21 protein-coding genes are annotated in these 20,632 nt (G+C 72.6%); 17 read left to right on the top strand and 4 right to left on the bottom strand.

Going from position 1 to position 20,632, the window contains the following annotated elements; translation table 11 throughout:
* The first annotated feature begins 27 nt into the window (after positions 1-27).
* The 6 genes from hisS (at position 28) to G6O68_RS21605 (ending at position 6,014) form a co-directional block, all read left to right on the top strand.
* Positions 28-1,398, top strand: coding sequence for a histidine--tRNA ligase (gene hisS, locus G6O68_RS21580; protein ID WP_165250722.1), 1,371 nt, complete (start codon positions 28-30; stop codon positions 1,396-1,398).
* Positions 1,395-2,957 (top strand): ATP phosphoribosyltransferase regulatory subunit, encoded by a 1,563-nt coding sequence (locus tag G6O68_RS21585; RefSeq protein ID WP_165250723.1) that lies wholly within the window; start codon positions 1,395-1,397, stop codon positions 2,955-2,957. The genes hisS and G6O68_RS21585 overlap by 4 nt, the downstream gene beginning before the upstream one ends.
* Entirely contained in the window at positions 2,954-4,006 is a 1,053-nt protein-coding gene (gene hisG, locus G6O68_RS21590; protein WP_165250724.1) for an ATP phosphoribosyltransferase, read from the top strand. The genes G6O68_RS21585 and hisG overlap by 4 nt, the downstream gene beginning before the upstream one ends.
* A gap of 22 nt (positions 4,007-4,028) precedes the next feature.
* Positions 4,029-4,400, top strand: coding sequence for a response regulator (locus G6O68_RS21595; RefSeq protein ID WP_165250725.1), 372 nt, complete (start codon positions 4,029-4,031; stop codon positions 4,398-4,400).
* Positions 4,401-4,461: 61 nt separating this feature from the next.
* On the top strand, positions 4,462-5,469 hold the full coding sequence (locus G6O68_RS21600; protein ID WP_165250726.1) for a 2-hydroxyacid dehydrogenase: 1,008 nt from the start codon (positions 4,462-4,464) through the stop codon (positions 5,467-5,469).
* A gap of 158 nt (positions 5,470-5,627) precedes the next feature.
* A complete protein-coding gene (locus G6O68_RS21605; protein WP_165250727.1) occupies positions 5,628-6,014 on the top strand; it encodes a PilZ domain-containing protein in 387 nt (128 codons plus the stop codon).
* 44 nt (positions 6,015-6,058) lie between these two features.
* Here G6O68_RS21605 and G6O68_RS21610 read toward each other — a convergent pair whose 3' ends face one another.
* Positions 6,059-7,045 carry an alpha/beta hydrolase gene (locus G6O68_RS21610; protein ID WP_165250728.1) on the bottom strand — a complete coding sequence of 329 codons (987 nt, stop codon included), beginning with the start codon at positions 7,043-7,045 and terminating at the stop codon, positions 6,059-6,061.
* A 376-nt stretch (positions 7,046-7,421) separates the two neighbouring features.
* Between G6O68_RS21610 and G6O68_RS21615 the strand changes: the two genes are divergently transcribed.
* The 8 genes from G6O68_RS21615 (at position 7,422) to G6O68_RS21650 (ending at position 15,907) form a co-directional block, all read left to right on the top strand.
* Positions 7,422-8,225 (top strand): hypothetical protein, encoded by an 804-nt coding sequence (locus G6O68_RS21615; protein ID WP_165250729.1) that lies wholly within the window; start codon positions 7,422-7,424, stop codon positions 8,223-8,225.
* Positions 8,226-8,255: 30 nt separating this feature from the next.
* Positions 8,256-8,501: a DUF3006 domain-containing protein gene (locus G6O68_RS21620; protein WP_165250730.1), complete on the top strand. Its 246-nt coding sequence runs from the start codon at positions 8,256-8,258 to the stop codon at positions 8,499-8,501.
* A complete protein-coding gene (locus G6O68_RS21625; protein ID WP_240911426.1) occupies positions 8,498-9,463 on the top strand; it encodes a ComEC/Rec2 family competence protein in 966 nt (321 codons plus the stop codon). The genes G6O68_RS21620 and G6O68_RS21625 overlap by 4 nt, the downstream gene beginning before the upstream one ends.
* 167 nt (positions 9,464-9,630) lie before the next feature.
* Complete coding sequence (locus G6O68_RS21630) at positions 9,631-10,830, top strand: S8 family peptidase (RefSeq protein ID WP_165250731.1); 1,200 nt, start codon at positions 9,631-9,633, stop codon at positions 10,828-10,830.
* A gap of 108 nt (positions 10,831-10,938) precedes the next feature.
* On the top strand, positions 10,939-12,513 hold the full coding sequence (locus tag G6O68_RS21635; RefSeq protein ID WP_240911427.1) for a hypothetical protein: 1,575 nt from the start codon (positions 10,939-10,941) through the stop codon (positions 12,511-12,513).
* 78 nt (positions 12,514-12,591) lie between these two features.
* Positions 12,592-13,395 carry an inositol monophosphatase family protein gene (locus G6O68_RS21640; RefSeq protein ID WP_165250732.1) on the top strand — a complete coding sequence of 268 codons (804 nt, stop codon included), beginning with the start codon at positions 12,592-12,594 and terminating at the stop codon, positions 13,393-13,395.
* A gap of 19 nt (positions 13,396-13,414) precedes the next feature.
* Positions 13,415-13,831 carry a hypothetical protein gene (locus G6O68_RS21645; protein WP_165250733.1) on the top strand — a complete coding sequence of 139 codons (417 nt, stop codon included), beginning with the start codon at positions 13,415-13,417 and terminating at the stop codon, positions 13,829-13,831.
* Positions 13,832-14,221: 390 nt separating this feature from the next.
* A complete protein-coding gene (locus G6O68_RS21650; RefSeq protein WP_165250734.1) occupies positions 14,222-15,907 on the top strand; it encodes a hypothetical protein in 1,686 nt (561 codons plus the stop codon).
* Between the two features lie 30 nt (positions 15,908-15,937).
* On the opposite strand, the gene G6O68_RS21655 is transcribed toward G6O68_RS21650, so the two are convergent.
* Positions 15,938-16,390, bottom strand: coding sequence for a TIGR03067 domain-containing protein (locus tag G6O68_RS21655; RefSeq protein ID WP_165250735.1), 453 nt, complete (start codon positions 16,388-16,390; stop codon positions 15,938-15,940).
* A 251-nt stretch (positions 16,391-16,641) separates the two neighbouring features.
* Here G6O68_RS21655 and G6O68_RS21660 point away from each other — a divergent pair, with 251 nt between their 5' ends.
* The gene (locus tag G6O68_RS21660) at positions 16,642-17,529 is read left to right on the top strand and encodes a S1 family peptidase (RefSeq protein WP_165250736.1); all 888 of its coding nucleotides are present in this window, start codon (positions 16,642-16,644) and stop codon (positions 17,527-17,529) included.
* Positions 17,530-17,545: 16 nt separating this feature from the next.
* On the opposite strand, the gene G6O68_RS21665 is transcribed toward G6O68_RS21660, so the two are convergent.
* Positions 17,546-18,007, bottom strand: coding sequence for a hypothetical protein (locus G6O68_RS21665; protein ID WP_165250737.1), 462 nt, complete (start codon positions 18,005-18,007; stop codon positions 17,546-17,548).
* 175 nt (positions 18,008-18,182) lie between these two features.
* Between G6O68_RS21665 and G6O68_RS21670 the strand changes: the two genes are divergently transcribed.
* Entirely contained in the window at positions 18,183-19,409 is a 1,227-nt protein-coding gene (locus tag G6O68_RS21670) for an FG-GAP repeat domain-containing protein (protein WP_165250738.1), read from the top strand.
* 104 nt (positions 19,410-19,513) lie between these two features.
* Positions 19,514-20,326, top strand: coding sequence for a glycerophosphodiester phosphodiesterase (locus G6O68_RS21675; RefSeq protein ID WP_165250739.1), 813 nt, complete (start codon positions 19,514-19,516; stop codon positions 20,324-20,326).
* A gap of 89 nt (positions 20,327-20,415) precedes the next feature.
* Here G6O68_RS21675 and G6O68_RS21680 read toward each other — a convergent pair whose 3' ends face one another.
* Entirely contained in the window at positions 20,416-20,553 is a 138-nt protein-coding gene (locus G6O68_RS21680) for a hypothetical protein (protein WP_165250740.1), read from the bottom strand.
* Positions 20,554-20,632: the final 79 nt, after the last annotated feature.

Below are 20,632 nucleotides of genomic sequence, written 5' to 3' on the forward strand. Positions count from 1 at the left end.
GAGGGGCCGCGATAGGGCCAGAAGCCGATGATCGACCCCCGGGTGGCCAGCGGGCTGAGAGACCTGCTCCCCGCCGTCATGATCCCCCGCGAGCGGATGCTCCAGACCTTCCGCGAGACCTTCTCGTCGTTCGGCTTCGTGCCGATCGAGACGCCGCACATCGAGCGGATGGAGGTCCTGACCGGCAAGGGGGCCGGCTCCGACGAGGTGCTGCGGCAGATCTTCGAGGTCACGAACAAGGGGGGGACGCCCGGCGAGCTGGCCCTGCGGTTCGACCTGACCGTCCCCCTGGCCCGGTTCGTCGCGAAGCACATGGACGAGGTCGGCGTGCCGTTCAAGCGCTACGCCATCGGCTCGGTCTTCCGGGGCGAGCGGCCGGCCAAGGGCCGGTTCCGCGAGTTCGTCCAGTGCGACTTCGACACGATCGGCACCGACAGCCGCCTGGCCGACGCCGAGACCGCGCAGATCATCCACGCGGCGCTCGCCGCCGCCGACGTGCCCCCGTTCACGATCACGCTCAACAACCGCAAGATCCTCGACGGCGTGCTGGAGACGCTGGAGCTTTCCGGCAAGTCCGGCCTCGTCCTGCGGTCGCTGGACAAGCTCGCCAAGATCGGCCGCGACGGCGTGACGGCCGAGCTGGCCCGCCCCGCCGAGGAGGGGGGCGCGGGGCTCTCGCCCGACCAGGCCGCGCGGATCCTGGACTTCGCCGAGGCCGGCCGGGGCGGCCCCGCCGTCCTCGACGCCGCCGAGGCGAGCCTGGGCTCGAACCCCAGGGCCGCTCAGGGGATCGCCGACCTGCGGCAGGTCCTCCACTTCCTGGAAGCCGGCGAGGTGCCCCCGGGACGGGTGGCGATCGACCTCGGCCTGGCGCGCGGGCTGGACTACTACACCGGGATCGTCTTCGAGACGACCGTGGACGGCTGGGAGCGTTTCGGCAGCATCGCGTCGGGCGGACGCTACGACGACCTGGCGAGCCTCTACACCAGCCGTCGCCTCCCCGGCGTCGGCGCCTCGATCGGGCTCGACCGCCTCCTGGCCCTGCTGGAAGAGGCCGGGGCGCTCAAGGCGGCGACGTCGACCGCACCGGTGCTGTTCGCCAACTTCCCGGGCGTCGACCCGGCCATCGCCGTCCGCCTGGCGGCGAGGCTCCGCAAGGTCGGGATCGGCTGCGAGATCTATCCGGAGCCGATCCAGGTCGGCAAGCAGATGGGCTACGGCTCCAAGCACGGCCACAAACTGGCGGTGATCGTCGGCCCCGACGAGGCCGCCGCCGAGTCCTTCAACCTCCGCTCGCTGGAGACCCGTCACGAGGACAAGGGCCTCGCCTGGTCGGTCCTGGAGGACTCCGTCCACGGGGCGCTGGAGCTGCTGGACAACGGGAGGCTCCCCTCATGAGCGGGCCTCGACCGAGGAGGGCCGACGAGGCCGTCGCCACCGAGAGCCACGTCGGCCAGGTCCGCGGCACCCGCGACTGGCTCGGGCTCGACTACGCGCGGCTGCTCGGCTACGAGCGGACGCTGCTCGACCGCTTCGCCCGCGCGGGCTACCGGCCGGCGCGGACGCCGGTCCTGGAGCTGTCCGACCTGCATGAGCGGAAGAGCGGGGCGGGGATCGTGGGCAAGCTGTTCGAGGTCTCGGGCGCCGGGACGGCCGGCATCTGCCTGCGTCCCGAGCTGACCGCCGGGGTCGTGCGGGCCTACGTCGAATCCGACGAGCCGCCCCCCCTGCCCTGGCGAGCGAGCGTCTCGGGCCCGGTCTTCCGGTTCCAGTCGACGGGCAAGGGGCTCGACCGCGAGTTCGTGCAGACGGGCGTCGAGCTGATCGGCGCGGGGGGCCCGGCGGCCGACGCCGAGATCATCTGGCTGGCCGACTGGTCGCTGCGGGCGCTGGGCGTCCGCGAGCCGAGGATCCGCGTGGGCCACGTCGGCCTGATCCTGGAGCTGCTGGGCCGCGCCGGGCTGCCGTCCGCGGCGACCGCCGCCTTGGTCGAGTCGCTGAGCGAGGCCGCCAGCGAGGGCAAGGGGGTCAACTCCCTGGAAACGGCCCTGGACCGGCTGACGACCTGGCTGGGATCGAGCGGGACGGCCGAGGAGGCCGAGGCGGCCTTCGCGACCCCGGCGACGGCCCCCGAGCCGGCCGTCGACCGCCTCTTCCGCCACCTCGTCCCCGACGTGGCCGGCCGCCGATCGGCCGGCGAGATCGTCGGCCGGTTGCGGCGCAAGTGGTCGCTGGAGCACTCGCTGCACGACGCGCTCGGCAAGGTCCGCGAGCTGGTCCGCGACCTGGCCGGGCTCCGGGGCCCCGCCGCCGGGGTCCTCGCCCGGCTCGACGACCGCTTCGCGGAGCTGGCCCCCGAGTCGACCGCCGCGATCCGCGAGCTGGCCGACATGCTGGAACACCACGGCGTCGACCTGGGCCGGGTCGAGCTGGACCTGGGCTTCGGCCGGGGGATCGGCTTCTACACCCAGATGATCTTCGAGCTGGCCGTGGACACGCCCGACGGGCCCGTCGCGGTCTGCGGCGGCGGCCGGTACGACGGCCTGGCCCGGGTGCTGGGCGGCGACGGCGACCGCGACGACCGCGGGGCCGGCTTCGCCTTCGGCCTGGAGCGGCTCGACCAGGCGATCGGCCGATCGGGCGACGGCGGGGCGAGGGCGAAATCCCCCCAGGGCTTCCTGGTGACCGGCGGTCGCGACGGGGGGCTCGGCCGCGAGGCCGCCAGCCTCGCCGCGTTCCTCCGCGACCGGCTCGACCTCCCGGTCGTCGTCGCGGACCTGCCGCTTTCCGACGCCGTGGGCTACGCCCGGGGCCTCGGCCTGAACCGCATCGTCGCCGCCGGCCCGGACGTGGAGCTGTGGGACCTGGACCACGGCGACGTCCGCCCCGTCGACGGGGGCGAGCTGATCGACCAGATCCGTGGCCGCCTTTCGGTGGTCCGGGGGGACGCCCGATGACCGAGAACCTGATCGACCCCATCCGCCTGGCGATCCCCTCGAAGGGGCACCTCTACGAGGGGATCATCGACATCCTGAAGACGGCCGGCTACAAGGTCCGGCGCGCCAGCGACCGCCAGTACGAGGCGACGATCTCGGGCCAGCCCCGGTTCCACGTCGTCTTCATGCGGCCGACCGACATCGTCCTGCAGGTGCAGGAGGGGCGTTGCCACCTGGGCGTCACCGGGATGGACGTCTACGCCGAGCAGGCGTTCGAGGCGCAGGAGGCGGCGGTGGTCGTCCCCGACCTGGGCTACGGCGGCTGCCGGCTCGTGGTCGCCGTGCCGGAGAGCTGGGTGGACGTCGGCCACGTCATGGACCTGGTCGACCTTACGGCCGAGTTCAAGGCGTCGGGCCGGACGTTCCGGGTCTCGACCAAGTACCCCGCGCTGGTGCGCCAGTACTTCCGCAAGTGGGGCGTGTATTACTACCAGTTGATCGATTCCGACGGCGCGCTGGAGCTGCACCCGAGCCTGGGCATCGCCGACGTGATCGTCGACCTGACCAGCTCCGGCGTGACGCTCAAGGACAACCGGCTGCGGGAGCTGGCCGGGGGGATCGTCCTGGACTCGGCGTCGTGCCTGATCGGCCACGCGCCGAGCCTCGCGGCCTTGGTCGCCGAAGGGAAGACGGGGCCGCTGGCGCTCCTGCTGGACGCGATGGACGGCGTGCGGCGGTCCGAGGGGCTGCTCCACCTGGAGGTGGTCGGCTCGCCCGCCGCGCCGGGGCCGGAGACGGCCTCGGCGGTGGCCGAGTACCTGCGCGGCCAGGGGGCGCAGCACATCGCCCGGGGCGAGGTCTGGGACGATCGCGGCCTCCCCGGCTGGCGGGTCACGGCGCTGGTCGCGGCCAAGAAGCTGACGGCCTGCCAGCGCGCCCTGTTCGAGCTGGGGGCCAGCCGGATCGTGGGGCTCCCGGCCCAGTTCGTGTTCGACCGCGACGCGCCGTCGACGTTCGACGACCTGCGAGAGCGGCTCGCCGTCCCCGCGGGAGGCGCCGCGGGGGCTTGAAACGTCCGAGCAGGAGGGCTTCGTGCGACCGACCCGCGTGCTCATCGTGGACGACAACCGCGACGCGGCCGACCTCGCCGTGATGGTCCTCTCCGTCGAGGGCCATCAGGCGGAGGCGGTCTACAACGGCTTCGACGCCCTCCAGGCCGACCGCCGCTTCCGCCCCGACGTCGTCCTGCTCGACATCGGCATGCCCGGGATGGACGGCTACCAGCTCGCCGAGACGCTCCGGCGCGAGGCCCCGCCGCCGCTCCTGATCTCCCTCTCCGGCTACGCCGATGAGTCCGCCCGGAAGCGCTCGCGCGACGCCGGCTGCTCCAGCCACCTCGTCAAGCCCGTCGACATCGAGAGCATGCTCAGGCTCGTGGGCGCCGCGCCGGCCCGCGAGCCCTGAGCCCCGAACCGCGCCCGTCCCACCCCATTTCGTCTCGTCCCGGCCGATCGGAGCCGTCGCCATGCGCGTCGCCGTGTTCAGCACCAAGCCCTACGACCGGAGGTCCCTCGACGCCGCGGCCGAGGGGACCGGCCACCAGTTCCACTACTTCGAGGCCAGGCTGACCCGCGACACGGCCGGCCTGGCCCGGGGCTTCCCCGGGGTCTGCATCTTCGTCAACGACGAGGCCGACGCCGCCACCCTCCGCACCCTCAAGGACGGCGGGACGGGCCTGCTCGCCTGCCGCTGCGCGGGGGTCAACCAGGTCGACCTGCACGCGGCCCGCGAGCTGGGCGTCGCCGTGGCCCGGGTCCCCGCGTATTCGCCCCACGCGGTCGCCGAGTACGCCGTCGGCCTGATCCTGGCCCTGAACCGCAACATCCACCGGGCCTACAACCGCGTCCGCGAGGGGAACTTCTCGCTCGACGGCCTGATGGGGTTCGACCTGTTCGGCAAGACGGTCGGCGTGGTCGGCACGGGCAAGATCGGCTCGCTCACCGCCGGGATCCTCCGCGGCTTCGGCTGCGAGATCCTGGCCCACGACGCTTATGTCAACCCGGCCTGCACGGCGATCGGCGCGCGGTACGTGGGGCTGGACGAGCTGCTGGCCGCCTCGGACGTCGTCAGCCTGCACTGCCCGCTGACGCCCCAGACCCACCGGCTGATCAACGCCGAGACGCTCGCCCGGATGAAGCCGGGCGCGATGCTCATCAACACCAGCCGGGGCGGCGTGATCGACACCGGTGCGGTCGTCGACGCCCTCAAGTCGGGCCGGATCGGCTCCCTCGGCCTGGACGTCTACGAGGAGGAGGAGGACTACTTCTTCGAGGACTTCTCCAGCCGCGTCATCGAGGACGACGTCCTCGCCCGCCTGCTGACCTTCCCCAACGTGCTCATCACCGGCCATCAGGCCTTCTTCACCCGCGAGGCCATCGGCAACATCGCGCAGACGGTCGTCGAAAGCTTCACCCACCTCGAACAGGGCCGCCCCCTGTCCAATCTGGCGGAAGCGCCCCCCATGTCGGCCTGAAACGACGCGGACCGGCGAGGGTCCGAGAAACTGGGCGATCTTCGGGACGACCAGGAAAGCCCGGCCTAGGCTTTTCTAGGAAGCCGAGGACGTGCTCGGCTGCTTGTTGCGACGCGAAGCACCGGGTCACGACCCGTCCACCCGACGAGCCGCCGAAAATGAGACATGTGCGCCAACACCTGCGAGGAGACTCGCCCCAGCTCAACGCCCCCGTCCTCGATCGCCGTTCCTGGCCCCGGGGCGAGGTTCGATCGCCGGAAGCGACCCTGGAGTGGTCGTCTCGGATGGTCGAGACGACCATGGACGCCCGGGTGGTGAACCTGAGCCGAGGGGGCGCCGGCCTGCTCGTCCGCGAGCTGCCCCCCCCGGACGCCCCCCTCCGCCTGGTCCTGACCGGCTCGCAAGGGGTGGTCGTCGAGGGCTGGGCGGTGGCCAGCCGCGCCCAGTCCGAGCGGGGATGGTGGTTCGTGCACATGAGGTTCAGCCGCGACTGCCCGTCGCGGCTCCTCGACCGGATCCTGGAGGAGCCCACCGACGAGGACTGACGACCCCGCCTTGACCCAACCCGCCCGGCCCCGAGGATTGGCCGTCACCGACCCAGGTGGCGGGCCAGGAACGCGACCAGCTCGCGCGGCATGCCATCCTCGGGGTCGGGCCGATCTCGATAGTCGTCGTCGTGCACCAGGACGCACTCGATCCCCAGGGGGTCGAGCCGCTCCTTGAGGGCGACGCCGAAGTTCGGGTGGTGGATCCCCTTGCCCGGCGGCGAGTCGGCGGGGAGCGGGCCTTTCGGCTCGGAATAGGCCAGGAACGAAGCCGGCGCGTCGCGGCCCGCGTGGGTCAACGGCGAGGCGTCCTCGAAGAGCGGCGCGAGCATGGGCTCGTCGAGGTCCGCCCCCGCGCCGAGCCCGTAGAACGGCCGGATCGCGACGTGCTCGTGGGCCCGGCCGCCGATCCGCTCCCGGATGAACCGGGGGTCGTAGGAGGTCTGCGCCCCGATGACGGCCGTGCAGGCCAGCCGCGAGGACCGCCGCCCGACCGGGTCGGGGTCCGAGGGGTCGGCCAGGTCGGCGTGGAAGGCCAGCCAGAGGACGATCCCCGCCCCCGCCGAATTCCCCGACCCGGCGATCCGATCGCCGTCCAGCCCCAGCTCCGCCGCGTGCTCGCGCAGATACTGCACGGCCCGGGTGCCGTCGCGCATCGGCCCGGGATAGGGTGACTGCCGCGAGAGCCGGTAATTGGCCGAGGCGACGGCGATCCCCCGCTCCCGACACCGCCGGATCATCCAGGCCGGCACGCTCGACTTGTCCCCCCCCAGGAAGCCGCCGCCGTGGAAGAAGACCACGACCGGCGCGGGCCTCGGGGGCCCCACCTCCGGCGTCGGCGGCAGCCAGAGGTCCAGCACGTTGCGATCGAACGGGCCGTAGCGGAGGTCCGCCCGGTCGGGCCTGCGCGACACCGAGCCGAGCGCGGCCAGGCGGTCGCGCAGGCGGTCCAGTCCGTCGAACACGATCGGCAGGGCGAGCAAGGCCAGGGCCGCGACGGCCGATACGGGAGGGCGGTAGGACCAGCTCATGGAGACGCCTCATGTTGGACCGAGGGCCGGTGCGGGCCGACGCAGCCGCCGTGATCATAGAGCACGACCCGTTCCAAGGCCGTCGCGAAAGGGCGAAGTCCCCCCGCCGAACCGCGGGCCGAGCCGGTTGCTCCGGCCGCACCGGCCGCGACGGACGTGCGGCCCGCAGCCGCCGGCTCCAACTCGCCTTGACCCCCCGCCGGGGCCTGCTAAAAGAACGTCGTTCGTCCGCAATTCCGCAGCGCCCCCCGCGGTCGGATCGCCATTTCACGCCGGCGCGGGGGGGACGATTGTCGATTTTACCAAGGGACGGCCGCTCCGTCGCGCGAGGATTGCGCGGCGTGATTTCGCAGCCAGGGACGGGGGCTCCACGCTCGTGAGCAAATCAAGGAAGAGGCGGCCGACGCCGACCGATCGGTCGCAGCTGATCCGCCGGATTCTCTACTTCGCCGTGATGGTCGCCACCGGCGGGGGCGCCGGCGTCGGCGGCTGGCTCTGCAAGGACTACCCCCAGCTCCAGCCGATCATCGCGCTGTTCCTGGGCGAGGCCGGCGCCGACGGCGAGGCCGCCAGCCTCAAGGACTCGTTCAAGTCGGCCGTCGCCGGGGCCCTGACCGAGTCGTCGAGCCGCCCGGGCGTGTATCAGGTGAGGATCGACGCGGTCCAGCTCGACCCCAAGTCGTTCACGCCGGGCCGCACGGTCGACATCCAGGCACAGGTCCGCCGGATCGACGCCGAAGGGGCCGAGTCGGTGGTCTGGGAGAGCCGGACGTTCGGCGAGAACTTCGCCGTCGTCGGCCGCGACGAGCTGTCGGCCCACTGGTCGAACCGGCCGTTCGAGATCGAATGGCGGCGCGGCGACCGGTTCCTGGTCGAGGTCTGGGGCCGCAGGGCCGGCCTCTTCTCGGCCCAGTCGTTCCGCATGGCCCGGCGCGACGTCGACTCCTTCCCGCTCGGCTCGGGCGAATTCGCCCTGGAGCCCGAAGGCCGCGTCCGTCCCGGGACCGACCCCTCGCGCAATCGGATCGTCCTGGCCTCGCGCCGCACCGGCGACGCCGCCCGGCGGCCCGACCAGCCCCCTCGCGACGACGTCGTCGGACCCGCGCCCGCGGCCGCCCCCGCACGCCGGGGGCCCGACCTGCCTGCCCGGTTGGCCGAGGGTCCGATCATCATCCGCTGACTTTCCCGTCCGCCCGACGGAGGCCCCCCCGTGCCCCTCCAGCTCTCGGTCGACCGTTTCGAAGGTCCCGACTCGTCGATCGCCGTCCTCGCCTCCGAGGACGGCGCGTCGCTCGACGTCCCGCGCGCCTGGCTCCCCGCGGGCGTCGCCCCCGGCGACGTCCTGACCGTCACCTTCCGCCGCGACGACGAGGCGACCCGGAAGCTCGCCGCCGACACCAAGAAGGTCCAGGACGAACTCAAGGCGACCGACCCGGGGGGGGACATCTCGCTGTGACCGACCTCCTGCGGCGACGCTTCCTGACCCTCGTCGGCCTCGCGGTCGCGGCCCTGGGCCTCGCCGCGCCGGCCGACGCGCAGTGGTCCGGCGGCCGTTCCCGGTCCGCCCAGACCCTGACCGTGGACCTGCTCGACGTCGGCCAGGGGGACGCGATCCTGGTCCGATCGCCCGAGGGGAAGACCGCCCTGATCGACGCCGGGCCCACCCGCGACGGCGCCGTCCAGGCCCTCCGGCGCAAGGGGATCGAGTCGATCGACCTGGTCGTCGTGACCCACCACCACCTCGACCACCACGGCGGCATGGAGGCGGTGATCCGGGAATTCCGCCCCAAGTACTTCCTCGCCACCAACTCCTCGCACACGTCCAAGAGCTACCTGAAGCTTCTTCAGACGGTGAAGTCCGAGAACACCACCGCCGTCGTCCCCACCGCCAAGCCCCGGCGCATCGAGCTGGGATCGGTCACGCTCACGGTCCTGCCCCAACCCCCGGAGGACCCCAAGGAGGAGAACGACAACTCCATCGGGATCCGCATCCAGTACGGCGGCTTCTCGATGCTCACGACGGGCGACAGCGAGCCCCCCTCGCGGCAATGGTGGGCGGCCAACTGCCCCGAGCTGATGCGCGACTGTTCGGTCCTCAAGCTGGCCCACCACGGCAGCCACAACGGCACCGACGCGGCCCTGCTCGACCTCGTCCGCCCCGAGATGGCCGTCGTCAGCCTCGGCAAGGGGAATAGCTACGGCCATCCCCACTCCGAGACCCTCGATCTGCTCCGAAGGACCCAGATCCCGCTCGTCCGCACCGACGAGTGGGGGACGATCACCCTCGTCAGCGACGGCGAGACCTGGAACCTCGTCTCCTCCGCCCTGGCCCGCCGCCGCGCCCCCAGGGGCGACGCCGTCGTCGCCGGCGGCGCGTCCGAGAGCGGATCGTCGCGCGCCTCCTCCCGCCGACGATGACCCGCCGCCACATCTCCGACGCCTGAACGCCTCGCCGGGCCCTACGGTCCCCTACGCGCCGTCACGCATGCACTTTGCCGGCATATTCCTGGCAAAGGCCCCGCGAGATCGCTAAACTCGGCGCGATCGACGGATCGATGAACACCCTCTGACGAGACATCGCGAACATGAAGTGTCGCCCAGCCGCCCGGCGCGTCCGGCGCGAGGCCCGCCCCGTCCTGGAGCGGCTCGACGAACGGCTCGTCCTCAGCACGGTCGTCGCCCCCCTGCCCCGGGTCGCGCCGAGCTACCCCACCGACCCCCAGTTCGGCCAGCAGTGGGGCCTGAACAATCGGGCCGACGTCGACGTCAACGCCCCCGAGGCCTGGCGGGCGACGACCGGCTCGGCCTCGACGATCGTCGCGGTCCTGGACTCGGGGGTCGACCTGAAGAACCCCGAGTTCAAGGGGAGGCTCTGGGTGAATCCAGCCGCCTCGCGACGGGGTCGAGCGGCCCACGGCTGGAACTTCGTGGCGAACACGAGCGACGTCCAGGACGACTACGGCCACGGCACCCACGTCGCCGGGGTGATCGGGGCCTCCGCGAATGACGGCCAGGGGATCGTCGGCGTCGACCGCGCCGCGCGGCTGATGATCCTGAAGGTGCTCGACGCCCGGGGCGGTGGCACGCCGGAGGCCGCGGCGGCGGCCCTGGTGTTCGCCGCCGACAACGGCGCGCGGGTGGTCAACGCGAGCTGGGCGACCGACGTCTACAGCCAGGCCCTTTACGACGCCGTCGCCTACGCCGACGCCCGGGGGGTGGTGATCGTCACGGCCGCCGGCAACGAGGCGGCCGACACCGACGCCCGCCCGGTCTACCCCGCCGCCTTCGACCTCCCCAACGTGCTGGTCGTGACGGCGATCGACGCGTCCGGGAACCTGGCCGATTTCGCGAACTACGGCGCGAGGACGGTCGACGTCGCCGCCCCCGGGGTGGGGATCTACAGCACTTACTCCTCGCGGTCGCGGTACGCGACCCTCTCGGGCACGTCGATGGCGGTCCCGTTCGTCACCGGGGTGGTCTCGCTCGTGGCCGGGCTCCACCCGGACTGGTCGGCTTCGCGGATCGTCGAGCACGTCAAGGCGACCGTCCGGCCGCTCCCCAGCCTGGCGGGGATCACGACGACGGGGGGGCTCGTCGACGCGGCGCAAGCCGTGGGCGTGGCGGGCTCGGGCCCGGACGGCGACGTCTACCCGGGGCCGCCGACGACCGGCTCGCGGCGGGTCACTTCCCGCGGGCTCACGACGGCCCGGCCCGGGCCCCGGCCCCTCCGCGCGGCGGTCTCCCTGGGGTTGCGGTCGCCCGGGATGAGGGCCGCCGCTGGTTGAGCGGCGAATCGGGGATCGGGCTTCCCCGTCCTCGGGCGTCGGGATAGGATGCCGGGCCCGCCTGAAGAGGGGCGACGCGCTTCGAGGACGCTCAAGGAGGAGCCGGCGATGTCACTCTCGATCCACCCCTCGGCGCCGCCCCCAGGCGGGCCCGAGGATCGCCGCTTCGGGGCCCTGCGCGACCCTCGGGCGTTCGTCCGGGTGTTCGTCGGAGTGTTCTTCCGCGACCTCGAATCGTTCTTCCCCGGCTGCCGGGTCGAGCCGATCGAGCCCGAAAGTCCGTCGCGCCCCGGGCTCACCCGCACGCGGAGCCGGCCCGGGGGCGGGATGGATTTCCGCATGGCCGAAGGCCCCCGAGGGGTCGCCGTCGCCCTCTTCGGCTCGTGGTATCGGATCGTCGCCGAGGGGCCGGTGGGGCTGGGCGAGGAGGACCTCCGGCTGATCCGGGCGATGGGCTCGGTGCTGGACCTCAACTACCAGATCCTGTTCCGGCGCTCGCGGATGTCGATCCTCCAGCTCCTGCGAGGGATGCCCGAGGACCACTACGTCGCCGCGTTCCTGGAGCCGTCGGCCTACGCCGCCGGGAACTCGGCCCCGAGCCGGGTGGCCGAGGCGATCCTGACGCTCCGCACGATGGCCCTGTCCACCTACGAGAACCGTCGCGTCACCACCGGGGCCCTGGTCCTCGGGCCGAGGGACGACGAGGCCGCGCCGGGCTCGCCGCCGGGGGCGCTCTCGTTCGGCGTGGAGCTGACCAGCCTGAAGAGCCTGCAGCGCCTCTGCGACGGCCGCCGAACGCTGTTCCTGGTCGACCGCGACGGCCGGCTGGCCGACGTGATCGACGTCCGCCGCTGGGTCGACCGCGACGGCCGCTCGACCGACGAGGATCCCGGCCTGGAGATCCCCTGCGCCCGGCTCTACCAGGCCCACGCCCGCGCCACGAGGGAGGGCGGCCACGTCTGCCTCGTGCTCAGCCCGCACCAGGAGATCAAGGTGTTCGCCGGGGGGATGCAGACCTTCGTCTTCGCCCACGGCCGTTGGCGGGTGCTCGACCCGGCCTCGAAATTCGCCCTCTGGCGCGACGCGCTCGACGACCCTCGGCTGGCCCGCGTCCTCTTCCAGACCGCCCTGGAACTGGCGGAGGACCGCAAGGGGGGGCTGCTGGTCGTCGTCCCCGAGCCGTCGAAGGTGATCGGCCGGCTGATCGCCCCCGAGGACGTCCTCGATTTCGAGCGGGACGACGGCGACGAGGTCCCCGAGCCGAACGGCCCGACCCTGCGCCTGGCCGACGCCGCGCCGGACGCCGTCGATGACGCGGTTTCGTACGCGATCCCCGCCTTCCACGGGCCCGGCCGGGGCGAGTCGCCGTCCAAGCGGTCGATCCACTACCTGGCCGCGGGCCGCAGCCTGCCGGCGATGGACCCCTCGGTCGTCGAGGCCCTGGCGTCGCTCGACGGCGCGCTGGCGGTCGACGGCGAAGGGCGGCTGATCGCCTTCGGCGCGATCCTCCGCCACGACCTCTCACCCTCCGGCGACGACGCTCGGGGGCCCGCCCGCGCCACCGCCGAGGGCGCCCGGACCACCGCCGCCCTCGTCGCCAGCCGCTTCGGGCCGGTCCTCAAGATCAGCGAGGACGGCGTCGTCTCGTGCTTCCTCGACGGCGAGCGGGTCTGGGATTTGTGACTTGTCGCCGATCGCCCCGGACCCGAAGATGAAGCCTGCTCACGCGGGACGAAGATCGAGGTCCGAGGTGGAGTCGCGATGACGGACGAGACGGATTACGCGCGGGAACTGGAGTTCGTGAAGGACCTGGCCCGCGAGGCCGCCGAGGTGGCGTTGCAGCGGTCGCGAAGCGTGACGCCGGTCGAGAAGGCGAACAAGAGCTACGTCACCGACCTGGACAACGACCTGGAGAGGCTGATCCGCGAACGCCTCGGCGCGGCCTTCCCCGACGACCGACTGACCGGCGAGGAATACGCCCCCGGCGGCGGCGACGGCCCCCGGCGCTGGTCGATCGACCCGATCGACGGCACCGGCAACCTCGTGCACGGGCTGCCCCTCTGGGCGGTCAGCATCGGCCTGATCGAGGCGGGCGAGCCGGTCCTCGGCGTCATCGCGATCCCGCCGCTCGGCGAGCTGTACTGGGCCGTGAAGGGCCACGGCGCCTGGCGCGACGGCGAGCGGCTGGTCGTCTCCGACGCCGACGCCTTCCACGTCCAGGACAACGTCTGCCTGGGGACCAACGCCATGCGTCGGGTCGACCCCCGCTCGCTGACGGGCCGCCTGCGCGACCTGGGGAGCGCCTGCTGCGAGCAGGTGTTCGTGGCCGCCGGCCGGCTCCAGGCGTGCGTCTTCCTGGGCGAGCAGGCCCACGACGTGGCGGCCGGGGTGGTGATCTCGTCCGAGGCCGGCTGCGCCTTCGGGACGCTGGAGGAAGGCCGGCTGGACGCGTCCGCCGTGGTGGCGCGGACGCCGATCGCCGTCCCCACGTTCGTCGCCCCGCCGCGACGCCTGGACGCCATGCTCAAGTCGGCGCGGCCCTACCCCGCGCCCAAGCTCTCCTGACCGGACGGGGCCGTCGACGATGGGATGCTGGGGAACCAAGAGCTACGAGAACGACGACGCCCACGAGGCGCTCGACCGGGGTTTCGAACGGGTCCACGGCGAGGCCTACGACGACCTCATGGACGACCGCAACCCGATGAGCGTCGAGGACGTCCAGAAGCAGCTGGCGAGCGCCGAGACCCTCGCCGCGTCGCTCGACGTCTTCCTCGACGAGGCCGGGTCGAACCGCGAACTCTGGGACGAGCTGGACCGCCTGGGCTACGCCGGGATCGTGGTGCGCCACGTGGAACTGGGCGTCCCCGCGCCGGCCGACGCGATCGCCTCGGCGATCGCCTTCCTGGAGGGCGAGGAGCTGGAGTGGGAAGGCGAAACCACCCAGCGCAACCTCCGCCGCGAGAAGGAGCTGGCGACGCTCCGGGCCGCCGTCGCCGGATGACCCTTCGCGGTTTCTCCGACGGCCCCCGATCCGTGCGGTATAGTAGTCCCAACAGCCGGCTTCCCTTCGGGGCGGCCGGTCGTCGGTTCTCTCGGCCTTCGGGCCGGGGACAGGCTGGACGTGATCTTTAGGACCTTGTCGCGTTGCGGCGGCAGCGATTGCATCTCCGAGCTTCGACTTACCGCGACCGGCAGGAAACAGCCGGGGAAACACCACTCGATCGTCAGTCCGGTTTATCAGGAGCCTGCGACCGGGCCTCTTGACCTCGGCTTCTCCCGGCGGCCACGCTGGGGAGACGTCGAGGGAGAGAGGCCCGGGCCGACGCCCCCACCGATCTCGCCAAGCCCCGCCCTCGTCGGCTTACCCGTAGAGAGCGGATCGACCAGCCCCGTGAGCACCCCCTCCAGCACCCAGGCGTCCGATCGCCCCGCCGGCACGCCGCCCTTTCGCCCCGCCTCGCACCGATCGCCCCTGCGCGACGCCGCGAGGGTCGCCCTGATGCTCGCCCCGGCCCTGGCGGCGATCTGGACCATCCCCTGGTTCGTCACCCAGGACGGCCTGGCCCACCTCTACAACGCCACGATCCTCGTCGACTCGTTGCGCGGCGGGCCCGTCTTCGGCGACTCCTACGAGGTCCGCTGGGACCCCCTGCCGAACTGGGGAGGCCACCTCACCCTCATGGCCCTGGTCGCGGCCTTCCCGCCCCGGGCGGCCGACAAGCTGATGACGACGATCACGCTGACGGGAGTCGCCCTGGCGGTCGTCTGGCTGCGTCGCCGGGTCGCGGGCGACCGGCCGTCGCTCGCGGCGGACGCGGCGGCGGCGCTGTCGGGGATGAGCTTCTCGTGGCTGATGGGGTTCGCCAGCTTCCAGCTCGGCGCGTGCTTGTTCGCGATCACCCTGGGGGTTTGGTGGCGGGACCGCGACGCCCTGCGAGCCGGCCGGATGGCCGCGCTCGCCGCGCTGCTGGCGGCCGGCTATTTCTGCCACCTCGTCAGCCTCGGCCTGACCGTCCTGTCGCTGGGCTTCCTGGCGCTCTTCGCGCCGGGGGCGTCGGGGCCGCGCTCCTGGCGCGACCGCGTGCTCCGCCTGGGCGTCTGCCTGGCACCGCTCGCGGTCCTCGGGGTCGTCTACATCGGCCTGTCGCGCCAGGGCGGGGCGATGATCCCCAGGATGCCGCGGGTCGAGGAGTTCCTCTCCTTCGGGGGGTGGTTCCGCCGGTTGGGCTGGGTGGACCCGGTCTCCCTCGGGATCAAGACGGCCCTCCCCTTCACCGACCGGACGGGCGCGGCCTTCCTGGCGTTCTCGCCGATCCTCTGGGCGGTCGGGGGGGCCGCCCTGCTGGTCGCGGGCGGGCTCCTCGCCTCGGGCGGGCGGACGCGGGAATCGGGCGAGCGGCGGGCCTGGCTCGGGCTCTCGGCCGTGCTCTGGCTGGCGGCGATTTTCGGGCCCGAATCGCTGGGGCCGGGGCACGGCGACTACCTGTCCCAGCGGATCTCGCTGCTGGGCCTGGTCGCGGCGGTCCCGGCGATCGGGCCGCCGTCGCGGTCGTGGCTCGGCCGCGCCGGCGCGGCGGCGATGCTCGTCGCCCTGGCGCTCCAGTCCGCGAGCGTCTGGGACTACGGCCTGTTCTCGGAGCGGACCGCCGGGCGGATCGCCGGGGCCGCGCCCCGGGTCGGGAGCGGCCGTCGCGTGGCCACGCTCCTGGCCGACCTGACGACCCGATTCCGGGTCAATCCGATGCTCCACGCCGACTGCTGGCTGGGGGTGTCCGGGAACATCGTCTGGACGAACTACGAGGCCCGCCACTATTACTTCCCGGTCCACTTCCGGGAGGGCCTCGACCGGCCCGACTCGTGGGACCTCCAGGAGATCGCGCTCCTGGGCACCGACCCGAGGACCGCCGAGCGCCGGCGCCTCTGGTGGGAGCGGGTCCTCGACGAGCATCACGACGCCATCGACGTGCTGCTCGTCTGGAAGGAGGCCCCGGACCTCGACGCCGTCACGGCGCGCTGGTTCGCCCCCGTCGAACGCGAGGGGGACGTGCGGATCTTCCGGCCGAGGGATCCCCGCTGACGGGGGGGGATCCCCCGGCGCGGGGGTCGATCACTGGGCGCTCTTCTTCGTCAGCTCGAACAGGTAGACATCCTGGCCGTTGGGGTCGAAGCCGGTGGGACGATCACCGCCCGGGACGCTCAGGTTGACGATCAGCTGGTCCCCTTCGATCTTGTAGACCCCCTTGGCGGTCTTCCCCTTCACCTCGCCGGGCCCGTCCGTCACGTCGATCGTGAAGCTCGGGTGGGGCTTCGCCGCGTCGTCGACCGAGACCTTGCCCAGGTATTCGACGCCGTTGACCGTCGCCTTGAACACGTCGCCCTTGATCGTCCACTTGGCGGCGACCTCGGCGTCGTCGCGGCTCGTCCACACGCCCTGCACGGACTTCAGCGCGGGAGAGGTCGTCGCCTCGTCGGCCGAGGCGCGGGGCGACGGGCCGGCGAGCCACGCGGAGGCCGCGAACGCGGCGACGGCGACGATTCGAGAGAGGTGCGAGGTCGGCATCGGGGATTGCTCCGGTATCGGGCCAGTGGGAAGAGGGCGGGCGCTCGTTCCGCGCCGGGATTCGCCGAACGGATTGGAGCACGCCGTCGGAGCGGAGGCAAGCCTGGGGCGACGCCGGGGAGGGATCTCGCCAGGAGGCCCACCGAGTCGGTATCGTGGCAAGGGTCGGGGCGGCGACGCGGCCGCGTCCCCCACCTCCTGTACGCGGATCTTCACCACGGCGGCTCGACATGCGGCGATCGGCTTCCGGCATGCCAGGCAGTTCGAGGTTCTGGGCGAAGCTGGCGTCGGTCCTGGCCGCGGCCCTCGTCGGGTCGCCGGCTCGCCTGCCCGCGCAAACCTCGCGTCGGCCCGGCCTCGACGAGTCCCACGTCGAGGTCCGACCCACGCGCCGCGCCGAGGCGCTGGTCCCGACCCGTCGCCGGGACGCCGTCGCGCCGGGCGACGACCTGACGTTCCGGCCGACGGTCCTGATCCGCAGGGGAGGCTCGCAGGGGAGCGGGACGGTGATCGCCTCGTCCGCGGGGGGGACGCTCGTCCTGACCGCCTCTCACGTCCTCCGCGACGAGGGGCCGATCGCGATCGAGCTTCACCGCTACAACGTCGGCCTGGAGCGCGAGGCGGACGGGAGCTGGCCCCTGATCGTCTCGGCCGAGGTCGTCGCCGACGACCCGTCGGGCGACGTGGCCGTCCTCAAGGTCCGCAAGCCGCTCCAGCTCCCCTACGTCGCCCGGCTCGACGAGTCCGGGGACGGCCCGCCGCGGCCCGAAACGCTCGTCACCTCGCTGGGCGTCGACCTGGGGAACCGGCTGTCGAGCTGGAAGACGAAGGTGGTCGAGACCGCGCGGTTGCAGCTGGAGAACGGCGAGGTCGAGCGGCCGTTCCTCATCACCCTGAAGATCCCCGAGCACGGCCGGTCGGGGGGCGGGCTGTTCACGCAGGAGGGCCGCCTGGTCGGCGTCTGCGTCGGGCACGCCGAGATGATCAAGGGCCGCCGCATGGGCGTCTTCGCCTCCATCGAGAGCGTGCGACGGCTCCTGCGCGAGCACGACCTCGCGTCCGCCGTCTCGCGATCGGCCCCGCGCGCCGAGGCGCCGCGTCGGGGCCTCGCGCCGGCGGCGGACCCCGGGCGCGACTGACCTCGCGCGGCTTTCGTCACCAGCCGCGTCGAGCCTGCGCCCGCAGGCGCACCCTGGCCCAGTACAGGAGCAGGACGGCCAGGCCGGCGCCACCGGCGAGCGTCCCGTTGCGGTCGAGGAAGGCCACCAGCAGCAGGAACACGGAGATCGCCAGGCCGGCGGCGATCGCGACCGTCACGACCCTGGAGACCGGCGTCGGCCTGGGGAGGTCCCTGGCGTAACCGACCTGCCAGGCGGCGTGATCGGGGTCGACGAGGTCGCCCGAGGCGATCCAGGCCTCGGCCCGACGACCGGAGCCCCTCGCGGGCAGGTTGGCGGGAAGGAGCCTCGCCCGCTTCGCGCGGCGAGCCGGGGGCAGGCCGGACTTGCCGCAGGCCGGGCAGAGCCGCCAGCCGCTCCAGCGGTCGGCGTCGGCGATCAGCCCGACCCGGCAGTGCGGGCAGTCGTAGCGGACCTCGATCTCGGTCGGGACGCTCACGGGCTCTCCTCCTCGCGACGGGCCTCGATCGAGGCCTCGACCCCGCCAGGATACGCGACCCCGCGACGCGGCGGAAGCACGCGAAGGCCCGACCGCCCCACCTCCCTCCCCCGGACCTTTCGACCTCCCGGCCGCTCGCTTACCATGGAGGCACCTCTCACCCCCAGGAGCCACCATGCGCACCCCGACCCTCGCCGCGGCCCTCGCGCTGGCCGCCTTCGCGCCCGCCGCCCGCGCGGCCGATTTCCCCCGGTTCGAAGTGCAGGAGATCGACCCCCACGTGGGCGAGGTCTGCTACGCCGTGACCGTCGCCGACGTGGACGGCGACGGCAAGCCCGACGTCGTCGCCGCCTCCGAGGACGCGGTGGTCTGGTATCAAAACCCGTCCTGGAGCAAGCACGAGGTCGTCCGGGGCCGCACGAAGCGGGACAACGTCTGCATCCAGGCCCACGACGTCGACGGCGACGGCCGCATCGATCTAACGCTGGGAGCCGGTTGGAAGCCCTCGGACACGGCCCACGCCGGAACCCTCCAGTGGCTCGGCCGCGACGCCGGCGGCGACTGGCAGGTCCATCCCATCGAGTGCGACGAGCCCACCATCCACCGGGTCCGCTGGGGCGACTTGAAGGGGGACGGCAAGCCCCAGCTCGTCGTCGTCCCGCTCCAGGGCCGTGGCGCGAAGGGCCCCAACTTCGGCGCGGGGGCCGGAGTGAACGTGGTGGTCTACGACGTCCCCGGCGACCCGACGCACCCCCACTGGCGGTCCGAGGTCGCCGACCACACGCTGCATACGACCCACAACGCCCAGGTCGTCGACGTCCTCGGCAACGGCCGGAACCAGATCGTCGTCGCCGCGTGGGAGGGGGTGTTCGCCCTCGACCGCCTGGGCAAGAACGACTGGGCGCGAACCAAGCTCGGCGCGGGGGACGAGGCCGGCGACCCGTTCAAGGGCGCCAGCGAGGTCAAGGTCGGCCGGCTGGCCGACGGCTCCCGCTACATCGCCACCATCGAGCCCTGGCACGGCAACCAGGTGGTCGTCTACTCGCCCCCGAAGGAAGGCGAGCCGCTCTGGCGCCGGAAGGTCGTCGCCGCGCCCGTCGCCTGGGGCCACGCCGTCTGGTGCGCGGACCTCGACGGCGACGGCGACGACGACCTGATCATCGGCCAGCGCGACCCGAACCGCGAGGGATCGGACGCCCCCAGGGGCCCCGGCGTGTTCGCCTTCGCCCCCGGCCCCGCCGGGGACGAGGGGTCGAGCTTCGAGCGGCACGCGATCGACGACGGCGGCATGGCCTGCGAGGACGCCGTCGCCGCCGACCTCGACGGCGACGGGCGGCCGGACGTGATCGCCGGCGGGCGGGCCACCCACAACGTCCGGATCTACTGGAATCGGCCCCGATGAGGATCTCGTGAAGACCTTCGGGGGCCGTTGCAATCCCGGGCGGATCTGGGACACTCGACGATCCCGAAGGACTGAACGAGACCTGTTTCGAAGGGTGATCGCCGATGGCCTGGATGTCGAGCCTGCTCATGGTGGTGACGATGGGGACGCTGGGAGCCGAGCCGCCTTCCGTCGAGATCGTCGCGCATCGCGGCGAATCGGCCGACGCGCCCGAGAACACGCTGGCCGCCTTCAACCTGGCCTGGAGCCGCAAAGTCGAGGCCATCGAGCTGGACGTTCACCTCGCCCGCGACGGCGTCCTTGTCGTCACCCACGACCCCGACACGAAGCGCGTCACGGGCGTCGAGCGGAAGATCAAGGAGGCCGACTGGGCCGACCTGAAGGACCTGGACGCCGGCCGCTGGAAGGACGCCAAGTTCGTCGGCGAGACCATGCCCACGCTGGAGGCCTCGCTCGCGACGATCCCCGACGGCGGCCGCTGCTTCATCGAGCTGAAGACCGGCCCCGAGGTCGTCCCGGCGGTCGTCGAGGCCGTCCGCAAGAGCGGCAAGAAGCCCGAGCAGCTCGTGATCATCAGCTTCCACGCCGACACCGTGGCCGAGGCCAAGAAGCGCCTCCCCGAGCTGAAGGCGTACTACCTCGCCAGCTTCAAGACCGACAAGGAGACCGGCGCCGTCAAGCCGACCCTCGACGAGCTGATCGCCAGGGCCAAGGAGCTGAACGCCGACGGCCTGGACCTCGACTTCAAGGGCCCCATCGACCGCGCCTTCGTCGACCGCGTCAAGTCCGAGGGCCTGGCCCTCTACGTCTGGACCGTCGACGACCCCGCCGTCGCCCGCCGCCTCGCCGCCGCCGGCGTCGACGGCATCACCACCAACAAGGCCGAATGGCTCAAGAAACAGCTCGCCGGCGAGTGAACCGCCGGATTTCGATCGGATGAGCCAAGGGTCCTTCCCCCCTCGCGGGGAAGGCGGCCCGAGCGGGGAGTCGCTAGAGATCCTCCCCCTCAGGCGTCGGCCTTCCAGCCTAACGTGCGAAGCTGGAAGTCGTGCGAGCCGTCGTCGTAGTACGGCGGCGTTGCAGGAGGAGCCGACGCCCCGGATGCGGCACGGGTCCATGAGGTGCCGTCGGCCGCGCGAGCCATGATAACCCCGGCCCGGCGTACCCCTGACGGCCGAATCTCGGCGAAGTGCCCGCAATCGGCGATCGTGAGGCATCATCCC

The sequence above is a fragment of the Paludisphaera soli genome, assembly GCF_011064595.1.
Lineage (GTDB): Bacteria > Planctomycetota > Planctomycetia > Isosphaerales > Isosphaeraceae > Paludisphaera > Paludisphaera soli.

What these genes read in the sequence shown, in the direction of transcription:
- hisS (WP_165250722.1), top strand. Translation starts at nt 28, where the DNA reads ATGATCGACCCCCGGGTGGCCAGCGGGCTGAGAGACCTGCTCCCCGCC.
- G6O68_RS21585 (WP_165250723.1), top strand. Translation starts at nt 1,395, where the DNA reads ATGAGCGGGCCTCGACCGAGGAGGGCCGACGAGGCCGTCGCCACCGAG.
- hisG (WP_165250724.1), top strand. Translation starts at nt 2,954, where the DNA reads ATGACCGAGAACCTGATCGACCCCATCCGCCTGGCGATCCCCTCGAAG.
- G6O68_RS21600 (WP_165250726.1), top strand. Translation starts at nt 4,462, where the DNA reads ATGCGCGTCGCCGTGTTCAGCACCAAGCCCTACGACCGGAGGTCCCTC.
- G6O68_RS21605 (WP_165250727.1), top strand. Translation starts at nt 5,628, where the DNA reads ATGAGACATGTGCGCCAACACCTGCGAGGAGACTCGCCCCAGCTCAAC.
- G6O68_RS21610 (WP_165250728.1), bottom strand. Translation starts at nt 7,045, where the DNA reads ATGAGCTGGTCCTACCGCCCTCCCGTATCGGCCGTCGCGGCCCTGGCC.
- G6O68_RS21630 (WP_165250731.1), top strand. Translation starts at nt 9,631, where the DNA reads ATGAAGTGTCGCCCAGCCGCCCGGCGCGTCCGGCGCGAGGCCCGCCCC.
- G6O68_RS21635 (WP_240911427.1), top strand. Translation starts at nt 10,939, where the DNA reads ATGTCACTCTCGATCCACCCCTCGGCGCCGCCCCCAGGCGGGCCCGAG.
- G6O68_RS21640 (WP_165250732.1), top strand. Translation starts at nt 12,592, where the DNA reads ATGACGGACGAGACGGATTACGCGCGGGAACTGGAGTTCGTGAAGGAC.
- G6O68_RS21645 (WP_165250733.1), top strand. Translation starts at nt 13,415, where the DNA reads ATGGGATGCTGGGGAACCAAGAGCTACGAGAACGACGACGCCCACGAG.
- G6O68_RS21655 (WP_165250735.1), bottom strand. Translation starts at nt 16,390, where the DNA reads ATGCCGACCTCGCACCTCTCTCGAATCGTCGCCGTCGCCGCGTTCGCG.
- G6O68_RS21660 (WP_165250736.1), top strand. Translation starts at nt 16,642, where the DNA reads ATGCCAGGCAGTTCGAGGTTCTGGGCGAAGCTGGCGTCGGTCCTGGCC.
- G6O68_RS21670 (WP_165250738.1), top strand. Translation starts at nt 18,183, where the DNA reads ATGCGCACCCCGACCCTCGCCGCGGCCCTCGCGCTGGCCGCCTTCGCG.
- G6O68_RS21675 (WP_165250739.1), top strand. Translation starts at nt 19,514, where the DNA reads ATGGCCTGGATGTCGAGCCTGCTCATGGTGGTGACGATGGGGACGCTG.
- G6O68_RS21680 (WP_165250740.1), bottom strand. Translation starts at nt 20,553, where the DNA reads ATGGCTCGCGCGGCCGACGGCACCTCATGGACCCGTGCCGCATCCGGG.